Source organism: Arthrobacter sp. 1088, assembly GCF_031455315.1.
GTDB lineage: Bacteria > Actinomycetota > Actinomycetes > Actinomycetales > Micrococcaceae > Arthrobacter.
Genome location: NZ_JAVDSM010000006.1, coordinates 267,809 through 282,184, shown reverse-complemented (window position 1 = coordinate 282,184; position 14,376 = coordinate 267,809). Strand labels below are relative to the sequence as shown.

Sequence of the window (14,376 nt, the reverse complement as noted above, 5' to 3'; positions counted from 1 at the left end):
ACAACGGGATGGCTGTGCCCGGCCTAGACGATGTCGTGCGTCTTTGCGAAGCGGGCGATGGCACGCTGGGTGCCACGGCTCGCGAAAACCTGGATGAGCGTGCTGACGAAGGCCGAAATCAGCGCGAAGGACAAGGCTGACCGGAGGCTCGTTTCCATATCGTCGTGGCCCGTGGGCGGCTTGTTGCCGGTGGCCTTTTCCCAGCCCTTGTTGACCAACTTGGTGCCGACGAATCCGGCTGCAAGGCTTACTCCGGCACCCAGCAGCTTGAAAAAGAGGTTCATGCCCCCAGCCTAGCCTCACATGCAGGCGGGTTGGGACTAGCGGCGGTTTTCGCGTTCCTTGAGGAAAGCCGCCATGGAACCGCGTGGTGCCAGGACAGGAACAACATCGTGATCGGCTTCCCAAACGGCATCCACGGTTCCGAGCCCGGAAATTTCCTTGAGCAGGTAATACGTGGGCGGCATCAGCTGCAATTTACCGGCCGCCTCGGCCGCCAGGATCCCGTCCACCGGCATCCAGAGTGATTGCCACGCTTCAGTAGTTTGGTGCTGGGGTGCTGCTTCCGGAGCAGGCTTGGCTACATAGAAGTACGTGTCGAAGCGCTTGGGCATGTCCGTGGGCGTGACCCAGTTTGCCCAAGGGCGAAGGTCTGAGGCGTCAAGGCGAAGTCCGGCCTCCTCCCAAACTTCCCGCAGGGCAGCGGTGAGCAGCATGCCTGACTTTGCCGGGGCCTGTACAGGATCGACGGCGATGGAACTCAGATGCCAGTCTGCAGCGTGCTGTTCCAGCAGCCGGACAGGGTAATCCCATCCATCCTGGTCAGCGGCATCAACCCGGCCGCCCGGAAAGACCACCATGCCGGCGGCGAAGTCCATGGTGGCAACCCTGTGCTGGACGAAGGCCTCAAGCCCGCCCGGGGCGTCGCGGAGCAGGATGACGCTCGCGGCAAGGCGGGGTTGGGGAACTGGCATGTCCGTAATGGGAAGGTCCGTCATGAATTACCCCTTTGCCGCGTCGATTCCTGCTGCATCATTGTCTCAGGTCCTGTTGTCGGGCTGGTGTGCGTGCTAAGACCGGAGAATGGGGCGCAGAGCCGGCCCCGCAACGCAGGAGAAGGGGAGCCAACCGCTTTGTGACTAGTCCGAGGAGCCCACGAACACCCACAGGTGTAAACTGAACCACGCCCATAAGGGCAGATTAATAACGACAGGGGAGCGCCGCCGTCGGACCTTGCAGAGATGCAGGTGACGCGAGGGCGCTGAGAGTGCGGACAGCCGCAGACCCTCGAACCTGATCCGGTTAGTACCGGCGCAAGGGAGTCGAGCTTCTCAGAGTGTCCGGATCCGGGCGGCGCAGGCCGGCCGGGGGTTTCCGGGGAGCACTTTCCCCTCCTGTACCTCAGGAGGCAGAAAAAATGACCACGGCAAGCGTGAAGAAAACCAGTTATAACTGGCGTGTTGTAGACATCGTGGTGGCAGCTTTGATTGCCATCGCCGGCGGCGTGATTTTTTGGGCCTGGTCCCAGGGCGCCGCAATCGTATCCATTCCCATGAACGCCACGTATCCGCCGCTCACCGGTTTGATCGCCGGTGGCTGGATGATCCCGGCCGTCCTGGGCATGCTCATCATCCGCAAGCCGGGCGCAGCCCTGTTCTGCGAAGCCGTCGCCGCCACCGGCGAACTCATCATGGGTTCCCAGTACGGCACCACCGTCCTCATCTCCGGCGTCCTCCAGGGACTGGGCGCGGAACTCGTCTTCGCTGCGTTCCGGTACAAGAAGTTCGACCTCTCCGCTGCACTCCTCGCAGGTGCCGGCTCGGGCCTCTTCTGCGGTCTCAACGATTCCTTCCTGCCTTGGGGCTGGAACATCGCCTACGAAGCAATCGACAAGCTGGCTTACATCGCCTTCACCACGCTCTCCGGTGCGATCATCGCGGGCGCGCTGTCCTGGGTTGCCACCCGCGGGCTGGCCAAGACCGGTGTACTGAGCTCCTTCGCGTCGCGGAAGGCTGCTTCGGAGCCCGTCTTCAACTAATGCCTGCCACGCAAAGCAGCGGCCAGGTGCGGCCTGCCGCCATTACCGCCCAAGGGTGGGGATGGCGGCATGCCGGGCGTTCCACACCCGCCATCCAGGACCTCGATCTCCGGATCGGGCCCGGCGAGCGTGTGCTCTTGCTGGGTCCATCGGGCGCAGGAAAATCGACACTGCTCCACGCCCTCGCCGGTGTGCTGGGTGATGAGGAGGATGATTCCGACGAGACCGGCTCGCTGCTGATCGACGGCGTTGCTCCCCGCGAACAGCGCGGACGCGCAGGTCTGATGCAGCAGGATCCGGAAACCCAGGTAGTGCTCTCCCAGGTGGGTGACGATGTCGCGTTTGGCGCCGAAAACCTGGCCGTTCCCCGGGAAGAAATTTGGGCGCGCGTCCATGAAGCGCTCGACGACGTCGGGTTGCGCACAGCTGCAGGCGGCGGCTTGGCACTGGATCACCCGACGGCGGCCCTGTCCGGCGGGCAGAAGCAGCGACTTGCGTTGGCTGGCATCCTCGCGATGCGGCCCGGGCTGATCCTCCTGGACGAACCTACGGCGAACCTGGATCCGGTGGGCGTGCTTGAGGTTCGGGACGCCGTGCAGCGCTGCCTGGACAAGACCGGTGCCACTTTGGTTGTCGTGGAACACCGTGTGTCCGTGTGGAAGGACCTGGTGGACAGGATCGTGGTCCTCCAGCCACCCTCGGCCGGGGGCGGTGTGCTCCTGGACGGCCCCCCGGATCGGGTGCTCACAGAGGCCCGCACCATGCTGATGGCAGCGGGAGTGTGGGTGCCCGGATACGTTCCGACGACCCGCGCCCGCAGGAGCACAAGTCAGGAGTTGGGCGGCCATGAATCCACGCACCAGCTCCTCCTCGTCGCACAGGACCTGGCTGTTTCCCGTGGGAAGTCCCGCCGCCGCCGTTTCAAGACCATCCCGCCCGTCCCCGTGCAATCGGATATCAGTGCACAAGTACGGGCTGGCCAGGCACTGACCATCACGGGTCCGAACGGTGCAGGCAAATCTACTTTTGCGCTCACATTGGCCGGCCTTCTGGCGCCGGTTGACGGCAAGGTGAGTGCCGCCGTCGAGCTTTCCGAGGGAGCTGGAATCGACCCGTTCAAGTGGAAGGCGGATCAGCTGATTTCCCGCATTGGCACCGTGTTCCAGGAACCGGAGCACCAGTTTGTGACGGGCAAGGTTCTGGACGAGCTGATGTTCGGACCAAAGCATCTGGGCCACGGCGAAGAACGCGTGGATGAATTGCTGGAGCGTTTGCGGCTCACGCATTTGGTGGACGCGAATCCTTACACGTTGTCCGGCGGCGAGAAGCGCAGGTTGTCCGTGGCCACGGTCCTTGCGGCCCACCCTAAGGTGCTGGTGCTGGACGAGCCCACGTTCGGCCAGGACGCCAACACCTGGGCCGAACTGGCATCCTTCCTCTCTGAACTGCTCGATGCTGGAACAGCCGTTGTGTCCGTGACGCACGACGAAGAATTCAGCGCGGTCCTGGGCGGCACCGAGCTCCGGCTGGATCCAGCTACGCCGCAAGTTCCGGACCCGCACAGCGAAGCAGCCCGCCAGGAAGCCGGTGCTGCATGAGGGACGCCCTGAACCTGCGCGGCAACCACGCCCTCCTTACGCGCGCCAACCCCTTGGTTAAGTTCGTGTCCGTGTTCCTCATTTCGCTGGTGCTGGCATTGTCGATCGACTGGGTGTCCGCTTCAACGGCCCTCGTCGCCGAGCTGGCCCTGTTCCCGTTGGCTGGCCTCACGCTGGGGCTTCTATGGCAGCGGGCCTGGCCGCTCATCATCGCTGCAGCGATAGGTGGCTGGAGCACCGCAATCGTGGCGGCTGACAGCGGGGCCGTACTGCTCGACGTCGGACTCTGGTCCATCAGCGAAGGTTCCCTCCAGCTGGGGCTGGGTTTCATGCTGCGCGGCTTGGCGATTGCGCTGCCAGCGATCCTGCTGATGACCTGCACCGACCCCACCGACCTGGCCGACGCGCTGGCACAAAAGGCAAGACTGCCACACCGCTTTGTCCTTGGCTCGCTGGCCGCGATGCGCCTGGTGGGATTGATGGCTGAGGAATGGCAGACCATCGGCATGGCCAGGCGGGCCCGCGGAGTGGGTTCGCAGGGCAGTCCGCTGCAACGGCTCAAGGCAACGCTTGGACAGAGCTTCGGGCTGCTGGTCCAGGCAGTGCGTCGGGCTTCCCGGCTGGCCATCACCATGGAGGCGCGTGGTTTCGGTGGCGGGCAGAGAACGTGGGCCCGGGAATCCACTTACTCCCTCCTGGATGTCTGGGTCCTCCTGGGCGGCCTCGTCATCGCTGCCGCTGCTGTACTGGCGGCCGTCGGCGCTGGAACGTGGAGTTTCGTCTGGCGTTAGCTCTTCCGTTGGATCTTCTCGAACCTTGCCCGGGTGAGGAACCCCAACTGGGCTTCCTTTTCAGCCAGCTGGATGACGGGGCCAAGCTCGAAACACGTGGTCTCGAGGCGGCGAACTGCCTTTGCGTTGCGGGCGTCCGGCTCAACAATGATCCGGTCCTTGCCGGGCAGGGAAAACATGTATCGGATGAGGGACGTGACGAGACGTGGTGTGAAGTTGGGAATCGGACGCCTTGCAGGCGCCAGCAGCAAATGCATTCCGATGTCCTCCTCCCGCGCCGGGTAAGCCTCGCCTACCGGATCGTGTAACGGTTCATAAGTCTGGAAGAGCGCCAACGGCTCGCCATCGACCACCACCAAAAAGGCATGGTGAGTGTCCAAGGAGTCAAGGAACCCGTAGATCTCCAGGACGTCATCGCGCGAACGCTCCAGCATGCCCCAGAACCTGGCACGAGGCTGGCTGACCCAACCATGAATGAGGTCAAGGTCTTCGGCGGGAACCAACGGGACGATCCGCAGTACGCCCCATCCGTGGAGTTCTTCGGTGTAGATCGTGGTCCGGACAGCGAAGTCCCGGGTGCTTGTGGTCATGATTTCCTTTGGGCTGGGCTGGGCTGGGCTGGGCTGCTGGGCTTGGTTCGTGCGTATTAGGGGGCGTCTTAGGGCTGGTCATGACTGAGCTCGCTCCAGTCCGTGACCACAGGGATCATCTTTCCTGAGGCCCAGAGCGGCATCTGGTCCGCAAAATGTGCGTGCTCCGGCCGTCCAGCAGCGCCGAATGGCACAATCCAACGGCTGTTGCTGCGATCGGACAGGTCCCAGACATAGCGGGCCACGGGTCCGCGGAAACTGCGGTCGTCCACACCAGGGAGGCTTTCGGTGCAGAGTACGCATCCGGTATCTCCGCTTAGCTCTGCGGTTGGTGCCGAAGCGGCGAGGTCGCCTGGGAGAACGTGGACCGCCAGGAGCTTATGCCGATCGCCCCATACGGCACCGTCCAGCAAGGAGTCTTCCAAGGCTGCATCCTCGAGTGCGGCCGCGGCCTCCACAGCCATATCGATACCAAGCTGCGAGGCTCTAACCAGCAGGGTTTCCAGGGCGAAACCTATGCGTGAAGCGACCGACAGCCAGGGCCCGAACAGAGGGGAGTACCCGGTAGGTTCAGCCAGAGCCGCCAGCGCGGGATGACGGGCTATGCGCTGAACCAAGGCGCCCCGCCATGACGCGAAAACGGCTGCAGTGTGGCTGCCGGCCGCCATTGTCCCGTCCCATTCGAGCAGCAGCGTTCGCAGTGCCTTGGCCTCCCTGGACATATCTGCCGGGTCGAGGTTGCCCAGCACCTCCCGAAACATGGGCCATGGACCGAGCAAGGAATCCATATGGATGGATTGCATGTGGTCCACGGTCAGTTCACCATGCACCTCCTCCAGAAGCTCCCGGATCCGCAGAGCCCTATGGGCGGGGGCGAACTCCATCGCTACGGCATCGCCGCCGCCTGCAGCACGATCGTTCGCGCTGACTGCAAACCGTTGGACCTCCGTGCGGGGCAGGACAATGTAATCGCCGTCCCAGGCATGCCGTGCCGACAACGCCGGAGCAGGCAACCGGCGGTTGGCCGGATTTCGTTGGGGAACCAATCCAGCCACGAAATGCCGTACCGCTCCAGCAGCATCAGCAGTCACGACGCTGTTGACCGGTTCCACCCATGAATCGAAAGCTGCTTCGACGTCGCCCACACTCCCGCCTCTCAGCAGCGGCAGGAGGGCTTCGAAACCGAGCCGCCCCTCAACCTGCGCCGGGAAACGCAAACTCAACGCGGCGCCGTCGGGCGTTTCCGAGATCACCGGACCGCGGGCGGTCTCGATGATCTCCACTGTCTCTGTGCCTACAGAGTCGCCATGACGGATGTGGATGGTTTCGCTACTTACGACGGCGGGTTCCCAGCCTCGCGGGCCGTGCGCCTCGATGCGCTCGCCGCCCACCTCCGGGACGGGGACACGGCGCAACTGCTCTTCGAAGAGATCCTGGTAGTCGGCCATGGCGTTTGTGACGGCCCAGGCGGTCTTTCCGGTGTGGCCAAAATGCGGCAGCCCGGGGACGCCGGGAAACGCGAAGCCGACTGCGTCGAACTCCGGGCACGCAAGCCGAACCTGCTGGTACACCCCGGGCAGTTCCATGAGGCGGTGTGGGTCGCCGGCGATCAGGGGGAGTCCGCTCGCGGTCATTGAGCCGTGGACCGCCCACGCGTTGCTGCCGGACCAGACCGGGGCTTCGATGCTGAACAAGCTGATGGCATCGTGGCCCAGCGTCCTGCCCACGTGGGCGCGGAAAAGTTTGTTGGGGAACGTGGAGAACAGAATGTGATGCACCAGGAACACCCCTAGCGGCGTCCAAGGGTTCCACGGTTCGGGTGCGCTGCCGGAACCGTCAAATTCGGGCCCGCCGCGCAGATTGTTGGCCAGCGCGTGGTTGACGCCTGCAACATACTGGCCAACCCATCGTTGGGTTGCGGGATCCAGCCCGTTGAAACAACGGCGGGCAGTCTCGTTCAGCCGGGACTGCCGGGCAAAACGATCCCATACCACCACATCGGGGCCCAGAACTTCAGCCATGCGGCCCTCCGAGCGCCAGCGCTCCAGCTCAATCTGCCATGATCGATCCGTTGCTGCGTTCATGCCCTGCAGGAAGGCGAGTTCGTCCGCGGACCCGGCCCACAGATGGGGGATTCCCCAGTGATCGTGGTAAACCCCGGAGCCGTTCGGCGGGGCGGGGTTTTGCGTCGGGGGCGTCATTCTCTCAGACCGCTTTCCAGCTTAGGTTAGGCTTACTTAAGTTCAAGATAGGTTGCTTTGGACCGGTTCTCAAATCGTGGGGCTTTTCATGAAGAAGCTGATTTTGAGGCTTAGTTATCGCACTATGCGGGTACCGTGTGATGTTTGCCGCTGAATCGGCGATTTGTTCAGCAGTTCTAACTCACTTGTGATATTTCTTGAGTATGACGCAACCTACCGCCGAAAATGTAGGCCTCCTGCTCCGCGACGCGCGAAGCGAAAAGGGCTGGACGCAGGGGCAGTTGGCTTCCGAGCTGGGAACCAGCCAGAGCGCTATCGCCCGAATGGAGCAGGGCAAACAGAATCTCAGCCTCAGAATGATCGAGCGGCTGGAGGCCATCTTCGGCCGTTCCATCGTCAAAGTAGGCAAGCCGCAGATGACTCACCTCCGGGTGGAGGGCGGCCACACGCTGTCCGGCGAAGTGGATGTCAACAGCAGCAAGAATGCCGGGGTGGCGCTGCTTTGTGCAAGCCTGATCAACCGCGGCACCACCACGCTGCGTCGCTTGGCCCGCATTGAGGAAGTCAACCGGATCGTTGAGGTGCTGACGTCCATCGGCGTCGAATGCACCTGGCTCAACGGCAGCGACCTCCGTATCCGCAGGCCCGAAGTGCTTGACCTTGAGTCGATGGATGTGGAAGCAGCCCGACGCACCCGCAGCGTCATCATGCTGCTCGGCCCCCTCCTGGACGAGACCGCCGAGTACCTGCTTCCCTATGCCGGTGGATGCGACCTCGGCACGCGCACCGTTGAACCCCACATGCAGGCATTGCGCCAGTTCGGGCTGACGGTGGGGGCAAAGTCCGGCTTCTACTCCGTGGTGGCACCCCCTGCCGATGGGCATGACCGTTCCTTCGTCCTCTCCGAACGTGGCGACACCGTCACCGAGAACGCGATCATGGCTGCCGCGCACCGCGAGGGCACCACCGTGATCCGCAACGCGAGCCCTAATTACATGGTCCAGGATCTTTGCTTCTACCTGCAGGGCTTGGGCGTGACCATCGAGGGCGTCGGTACCACGACTTTGAAGATCACGGGGAGGTCAGCCATAGACGTGGAGATCGAATACTTCCCGTCCGAGGATCCCATCGAAGCCATGAGCCTCATCACCGCAGGCATCGTCACGAACTCCGAGGTCACCATCCGCCGGGTTCCCATCGAATTCATGGAAATCGAGCTCGCCACCCTGGAACAAATGGGCCAGAAGCTGGAAATCTCGGGTGAATACACGGCCCGCAACGGCAGGACTCGTTTGGTGGATGTCACCACCAAGCCTTCTGAGCTCCACGCGCCACAGGACAAGATCCACCCCATGCCGTTCCCGGGGCTCAACATCGACAACCTGCCCTTCTTCGCAGTGATTGCAGGCAATGCCGAGGGCCAGACGATGATCCACGACTGGGTCTACGAGAACCGCGCCATCTATCTGACGGAGCTCAACAAGCTGGGCGCCCAGGTACAGCTCCTGGACCCGCACCGGATCTACGTCAACGGACCCACCAAGTGGCGCGCCGCGGAGATCGGCTGCCCGCCGGCCCTGCGTCCGGCAGCGTGCCTGCTCCTGGCCATGTTGGCTGCCCGTGGAACGTCCGAGCTTCGCAACATTTACGTGATTGAACGCGGCTACGAGGACCTGGCCGAGCGACTGAACACCATTGGCGCCAAGGTGGAGTACTTCCAGGACTAGGCACTCCTGCAACGCGGGGTCACTTAGAGCCCACGTAAGGCCCTGACATGGGCCGTAAGTGACCCCGCGTTGCTGTAACCCGGATGCCGCATGATGCACACTGGTGCCATGCGGACTTTCGGGGTGGAGGAAGAGCTACTCATCGTCGATCCTGTGACGGGCGAGCCCCTGGCCCTCGCGGATGCCCTGCTCGCAGGGCCGGAAGTGGCGCTTGAAACCGGGATGGGGCTCAGCCACGAACTGAAGCTGGAGCAGATCGAAACCCAGACCCGGCCGTGCCATACCTACACCGAGCTCCTCCAGCAGATCCGGCGTGGACGTGCCATGGCCGATGACGCCGCCAGGAAGCACAACGCCCGGGTGGCTGCGATTGCCACCTCGCCACTGGCCAAGAACACCCATACCACCCCGGATCCCCGCTTCGCCGTGATGCTTGAGCGCTTCGGGTTGACGGCCCACGAGCAACTGACCTGCGGTTTCCATGTGCACACCGCAGTGGAGTCACCTGAAGAGGGCGTGGTGGTCCTGGACCACATCCGCGACAAACTTGCTGTCTTGACAGCCATCAGCGCCAATTCCCCCTACTGGCGTGGGTTGCCCACGGGTTTCGAGAGCTATCGGATCCAGGCCTGGAACCGGTGGCCAACGTCCGGGCCTTCTGCCGTTTTTGGCTCGTTGACAGCCTACCGGCGCATGGTCCAACGCCTCCTGGACACCGGGGTTCTCCTTGATGAGGGCATGATCTACTTCGACGCCCGCATCTCCCGCAACCATCCCACTGTGGAAGTCAGGGTGGCTGACGTCTGCCTCCGTTCGGAGGACGCAGCCTTGGTTGCGGTGCTTGTGAGGGCATTGGTTGAGACTGCTTCCCTTGAAATGCTCGACGGCGTTGAGCCCGCCTCGGTTCCGACTGCCCTGCTCCGGATGGCGAGTTGGCAAGCGAGCAATTCCGGACTTCGGGGAGACCTCCTGGACTTTGGCGACTTCCGTCCCCAGCCGGCAGCGGACGTGGTCTGGGCTTTGGTGGATTACCTGAGCCCTGTCCTGGATGACCAAGGTGAACTGGAGCTGGTGAAGGCCGGAATCGCGGACGTTCTTGAGCGCGGGAACGGGGCCCGGGAGCAACGCGAAGCAGCAGAGCGTTTCAACAACCGGCAACGTGACGCCCGGAATCCGCCAGGGAGTCCGCCGAGCAGGGAGGCCTTGGGGGCGGTGGTTGGGCATGCGGTGAAGGCGACGATTCGTGGTGCTGCCGCGGATGCACGCAAGGACCCGGCCCCCAACCTGACGGCGCCCATCCTGACGAGGGTCCGCAGGCCTTAGGCTACTGCGGAGTCAGTCCCGTCCCATGTCATCAGGTAAGCCCCCGCCAAACCCTCGACGAGGTAGAACACGAACGGCGGGATGTCCTTCTTCGCCACAAGGATGGCGCCGTAGATGGGCGCGCTGGCTGCGGCCGTGATTCCGATCCACCGTTTGGTGGGCAAGGAAAGAAGGCTTCCACCGAGCGCAGCCAGGGCAAGAACGTGGAGCCCGGAATAGGCAAGGAACGGCGCATTCGATCCACGGCCGTAGGCAAAGCGTTCCAGATCAGCGGCCCGGCGGGACAAACTGGAGACAAAGAGCGGAGCACCTGCCACTAAAGCTGCGGCGGCTGCAACAGCCCAACGCTTCGCCTGTCCGTGCGGAAGACGACGGGCAAAGGCTGCGTATCCCACCGGCACCGCGACTGTTCCAGCAGCAGCGAGGTGCTGGCCGATCACCCAGCCACGCTGGCCGGCCTCAAGCATACGGAGACGTTCAGCGGCATCGGGGGTGATGTAGACACGCGATACAGGCGAGATCCCTGCAAACCACACCGCCGTACCGGCAACGATGACTGCTCCGGCACGGCGATGGGGGTGGTTCCCGCTCATGGCAGCAAGGTTAGACCTGTTTGAGGGCCTTCTCCAGATCCAGAATGAGATCGTCCACGTCTTCCAGGCCAACGGACAAACGGACCACGCCGTCGCTCAGCCCAATGGCCGCACGCCCTTCGGGCCCCATGGCCCGGTGGGTGGTGGTGGCCGGGTGCGTGATGAGGGACTTGGAGTCGCCCAGGTTGTTGGAGATGTCGATGACGCGCAGACCGTCCAGCAACGCAAACGCGGCATCCTTGGCCGAACGCCCGGAGGAGGGCAGCAGCTCGAAGGTCAGCACGGTACCGCCGGCCTTCATTTGCTTGGCCGCCAGCTCGTACTGAGGGTGCGATTTCAGCAAGGGGTACTTGACCCAGCTGATGGCAGGCTGCTGCTCGAGCCATTCCGCGATTTTCAAAGCAGAAGCCGAGCTGTGGTTCACCCGCAGGCCGATCGTCTCCAGGCCCTTGGTCAGCACCCAGGCGTTGAAGGCGGAGAGTGAAGGTCCGGTGTGCCGCATCAACTGCTTGACCGGGCCATCGATGAATTCCTTGGTGCCCAGGATTGCGCCGCCGAGGACACGCCCCTGGCCATCGATGTGCTTGGTTCCGGAGTACACAATGACGTCCGCGCCCAGGTCACCGCAACGCTGGAGCAAGGGAGTGGCAAAGACGTTGTCGACGACGACGGTCGCTCCCGCAGCATGTGCCAGCTCGCTGACGGCGGCGATGTCCACGATTTCCTGCATGGGGTTCGAGGGCGACTCGAAGAATACGGCGGTGGTCGGTTCGGAGAGGGCAGCCCGCCACTGGTCGAGGTCGGGACCGTCGACAAACACGGTCTCTACGCCCCAGCGCGGCAGGATCTCGTTGAGGATCACGAAGCACGAGCCGAACAGGGAACGGGCGGCAACCACGCGATCACCGGCAGCCAGGAGGGCACCCAAGGCGGTGAACACCGCGGACATGCCGGACGCCGTCGCGAAGCATGCCTCGGTTCCTTCGAGCAACCGCAACCGTTCCTGGAACGTGGCTACAGACGGGTTGCCGTAGCGGGAGTAAACGAAGCGTTCGTCCTCGCCGGTGAAGGCGCGTTCGGCGGCGGCAGCGGATTCGTAGACGAAGCCGGAGTTCAGGAAAACGGGTTCGGACGTCTCCTGGAAGTTGGTACGGTCAAGGCCGCCGCGTACTGCCTGGGTGTCAGGGCTCCAGCTGGCGGCATCGGGATTGAAAGTCACTTAGTCGTTCCCCAGGTTGGTTGGCAGGCCGCGGTTCTTCCAGCCGTTGATAGTCCGTTCGCCGTAACGGTCAGGGTCACCTTCGAAGCCCTCAAGCACGTTGTAGGCGGTGAACCCGGCCTGCGTCGCGGCGATGGCGGCCGAGATGGAGCGCTGGCCTGAGCGGCAGATGAAAACGAGTTCCACGCCCTCACCCTCGGGTGCCTGCTGCTGCAGGTCCTCGATGAAGCGGGAGTTGGGAATGCCACCGGCGAGGTTCCACTGAATGAACAGGGGATCATTCTCTGTGGCTTTGGTGTCCGGGATGCCGATGTGGGCCCACTCGGCCTCGGTGCGGACGTCTACCAGGATTGCGCCTTCTTCAAGCTTGGCCCACGCGTCCTGCGGGGTCAGGTCACCTGCGTAACTCATGCGTGTCCCTCGAATGCTTCTTCGTCGTCGTCGTTCTCCAACTGGTCAACAGCATTCGCGACGGCGGCGTCTGCGTTGGCGATGGCAGCGGGCAGGACGACCGCCTGCGCCACGATGACATCCGTGCCATTGAACGTGGCTGCCGGGCTGCCGTGGAGCACGTAGCCGTCGGCGAGGGCCGTGGTGATCCGCTCGCAGAATTCACGGGTATCCGGACCTGTAATCAGGCGGTAGGAGAGTTTTTCTTCAGTGGGTTCAGGCATTGGCTGGTGCTCCTCAGTCACGCTTGCAGTTCGAAGTGTCGATACGCCGAGTAGTCACCTGAGGCACCCCGCCGGAGAGAGGGTTGCCGACCAGCAAGTCAGGGCTTGGCGCTGGTGCTCATTACTCAAGAAAAACGTAACATCCCGCGGCGGCGGCCCGCACTTGCAAGCGGTTACGCGGTCGTCATGTTGCGTAACCGGCCGGTGCTGGAGTAGCAGCCCAAATGTGACGCCCCGGGAGCATAATTGACGCAGTACGACCCCCTGTAACTTCGCAAGAAATCAGGTCGCGGTGAACGGACAAGGCAGCTCTACACTCAAGCCCATGCTGCATTTTGGATGGTTCGTGGGGCACGGTTTTGGTGTCCAGGGATGGGGAACTCCCGGCTACAGCCTGGGCTACGACTGGAAGAAGCCCGCCCTGTATCAAGACGCCGTCCGCGCGTTTGAGCAATCCGGCCTTGACCTCTTCATCATCGAGGACTCCCTTACTGTTCCCGATACCTATGGCGGCACTGCCGAGGTCTCGCTGGCACACGCCTCCTTTGCGCCCAAACATGATCCTTTGGCTCTGGTGCCGTACCTTCTGTCCGCCACCGAGCACCTTGGAATCGTCCCGACGGTCAGTGCATCGTTCTATCCGCCTTTCACTGCGGCCCGCCTCCTGGCCACGCTGCAGCACTTCTCCGAGGGGCAGTTGGGATGGAACGTCGTAACTTCCGGCAGCGACCTCGCAGCACAGAATTACGGTTTGGACCAGCAGATTGAACACGACCTTCGATATGAGAAGGCGGAGGAATTCGTCGACGTCGTCCGGAGGCTTTGGCGGAGCTGGGAACCGGACGCCGTCCTTGAGGACGTTGAGGCCGGCGTGTTCGCCGACCACACCAAAGTGCACCCCATTAACCACCAGGGTGACTTCTTCAAGGTCCGCGGTCCCCTCAACACCGCACCTCTGCCGGAGGAGCCCGTACTGGTGCAGGCCGGCGCTTCTCCCCGCGGCAAAGCGTTCGCGGGTGGGCATGCAGACGTGGCGATCGCCTTGGCCCGTGGCGTTGACGGCATGAAGGCCTACCGGGATTCCATCCGTGCCGAGGCTGCCAAGGCGGGCAGGAACCCCGACGACGTCAAGGTACTTTTCGTGCTAAAGCCCACCGTGGTTGGTTCATCGGCCGAGGCCGGGGAGTTGCGTGCGCAGCGCCGGGAGCTTACCCAGCGTGATATCGACAGCCAGCTCAATTCGATCTCCTACCTGTCCGTGATCGACTTCAAGCAATTCGACCTTGATGCGCCGTTGCCCGAATTGAGCACTAACAGCAACCAAGGCACGTTGGAGCACTTCGCCAAGGCGGCACCTCCGGGGTCTACCCTGCGCCAGATCCTTCAGGCACGCAGCGGTGGCGCCGGTGATTCGATCATCGGCACGGTTGGTGAAATCGCGGATTATCTCGAGGAGACCGGCGAGGCTGTGGGTGGCGACGGCTTCCTCTTCTCCGGCTTCGTGGACCCCGTCACCGTACACGGCGTCTTGGACAAGCTCACTCCCGAACTCCGCCGCCGTGGCCTGTTGAGGAAGAGTTACGGCGACGGTGGCTTCCGCCAGAATCTTCTGGACTTCTGAC

General features: G+C 63.2%; 14 protein-coding genes and 2 riboswitches. Of the genes, 6 read left to right on the top strand and 8 right to left on the bottom strand.

The genetic code is table 11. The features are described 5' to 3' along the window. Nucleotides 1–23 precede the first annotated feature (23 nt). A complete protein-coding gene (locus J2Y41_RS11875) occupies nucleotides 24–284 on the bottom strand; it encodes a DUF4235 domain-containing protein (RefSeq protein WP_224089327.1) in 261 nt (86 codons plus the stop codon). Nucleotides 285–320: 36 nt separating this feature from the next. After that, entirely contained in the window at nucleotides 321–998 is a 678-nt protein-coding gene (locus J2Y41_RS11870; RefSeq protein ID WP_224089325.1) for an NUDIX hydrolase, read from the bottom strand. 203 nt (nucleotides 999–1,201) lie between these two features. Beyond that, nucleotides 1,202–1,338, top strand: a riboswitch (TPP riboswitch). A 79-nt stretch (nucleotides 1,339–1,417) separates the two neighbouring features. Between J2Y41_RS11870 and J2Y41_RS11865 the strand changes: the two genes are divergently transcribed. From J2Y41_RS11865 to J2Y41_RS11855, 3 genes are read left to right on the top strand one after another with little or no spacing between them, the layout of a single operon-like run. Next, the gene (locus J2Y41_RS11865) at nucleotides 1,418–2,038 is read left to right on the top strand and encodes an ECF transporter S component (protein ID WP_224089324.1); all 621 of its coding nucleotides are present in this window, start codon (nucleotides 1,418–1,420) and stop codon (nucleotides 2,036–2,038) included. Beyond that, nucleotides 2,038–3,636, top strand: coding sequence for an ABC transporter ATP-binding protein (locus J2Y41_RS11860; protein WP_309928588.1), 1,599 nt, complete (start codon nucleotides 2,038–2,040; stop codon nucleotides 3,634–3,636). Before J2Y41_RS11865 ends, J2Y41_RS11860 begins: the two co-directional genes overlap by 1 nt. After that, on the top strand, nucleotides 3,633–4,427 hold the full coding sequence (locus J2Y41_RS11855) for an energy-coupling factor transporter transmembrane protein EcfT (RefSeq protein ID WP_224165536.1): 795 nt from the start codon (nucleotides 3,633–3,635) through the stop codon (nucleotides 4,425–4,427). The genes J2Y41_RS11860 and J2Y41_RS11855 overlap by 4 nt, the downstream gene beginning before the upstream one ends. On the opposite strand, the gene J2Y41_RS11850 is transcribed toward J2Y41_RS11855, so the two are convergent. Then, complete coding sequence (locus J2Y41_RS11850) at nucleotides 4,424–5,017, bottom strand: GNAT family N-acetyltransferase (protein WP_309928587.1); 594 nt, start codon at nucleotides 5,015–5,017, stop codon at nucleotides 4,424–4,426. The two genes, J2Y41_RS11855 and J2Y41_RS11850, sit on opposite strands and share 4 nt — an antisense overlap. Nucleotides 5,018–5,085: 68 nt before the next feature. Next, nucleotides 5,086–7,218 (bottom strand): penicillin acylase family protein, encoded by a 2,133-nt coding sequence (locus J2Y41_RS11845; protein ID WP_309928586.1) that lies wholly within the window; start codon nucleotides 7,216–7,218, stop codon nucleotides 5,086–5,088. A 203-nt stretch (nucleotides 7,219–7,421) separates the two neighbouring features. Between J2Y41_RS11845 and J2Y41_RS11840 the strand changes: the two genes are divergently transcribed. Together J2Y41_RS11840 and J2Y41_RS11835 are read left to right on the top strand one after the other, a co-directional pair. Further along, entirely contained in the window at nucleotides 7,422–8,945 is a 1,524-nt protein-coding gene (locus J2Y41_RS11840) for a UDP-N-acetylglucosamine 1-carboxyvinyltransferase (RefSeq protein ID WP_224165534.1), read from the top strand. 108 nt (nucleotides 8,946–9,053) lie between these two features. Beyond that, the gene (locus J2Y41_RS11835) at nucleotides 9,054–10,268 is read left to right on the top strand and encodes a glutamate--cysteine ligase (protein ID WP_309928585.1); all 1,215 of its coding nucleotides are present in this window, start codon (nucleotides 9,054–9,056) and stop codon (nucleotides 10,266–10,268) included. Here the strand turns inward: J2Y41_RS11835 and J2Y41_RS11830 are convergent. The 4 genes from J2Y41_RS11830 to J2Y41_RS11815 are packed head-to-tail and all read right to left on the bottom strand — an operon-like array spanning nucleotide 10,265 to nucleotide 12,754. Further along, entirely contained in the window at nucleotides 10,265–10,861 is a 597-nt protein-coding gene (locus J2Y41_RS11830; RefSeq protein ID WP_309928584.1) for a hypothetical protein, read from the bottom strand. The genes J2Y41_RS11835 and J2Y41_RS11830 overlap by 4 nt on opposite strands. Before the next feature lie 10 nt (nucleotides 10,862–10,871). Then, a complete protein-coding gene (locus tag J2Y41_RS11825) occupies nucleotides 10,872–12,080 on the bottom strand; it encodes an O-succinylhomoserine sulfhydrylase (RefSeq protein ID WP_309928583.1) in 1,209 nt (402 codons plus the stop codon). Next, the gene (locus tag J2Y41_RS11820) at nucleotides 12,081–12,491 is read right to left on the bottom strand and encodes a rhodanese-like domain-containing protein (protein ID WP_216926789.1); all 411 of its coding nucleotides are present in this window, start codon (nucleotides 12,489–12,491) and stop codon (nucleotides 12,081–12,083) included. Continuing rightward, the gene (locus J2Y41_RS11815; protein ID WP_216926788.1) at nucleotides 12,488–12,754 is read right to left on the bottom strand and encodes a DUF1737 domain-containing protein; all 267 of its coding nucleotides are present in this window, start codon (nucleotides 12,752–12,754) and stop codon (nucleotides 12,488–12,490) included. The genes J2Y41_RS11820 and J2Y41_RS11815 overlap by 4 nt, the downstream gene beginning before the upstream one ends. 14 nt (nucleotides 12,755–12,768) lie before the next feature. Continuing rightward, nucleotides 12,769–12,880: riboswitch (SAM riboswitch) on the bottom strand. Nucleotides 12,881–13,046: 166 nt separating this feature from the next. On the opposite strand from J2Y41_RS11815, the gene J2Y41_RS11810 reads away from it, so the two are divergent. Further along, entirely contained in the window at nucleotides 13,047–14,375 is a 1,329-nt protein-coding gene (locus J2Y41_RS11810) for an NtaA/DmoA family FMN-dependent monooxygenase (protein WP_309928582.1), read from the top strand. Nucleotide 14,376 lies beyond the last annotated feature (1 nt).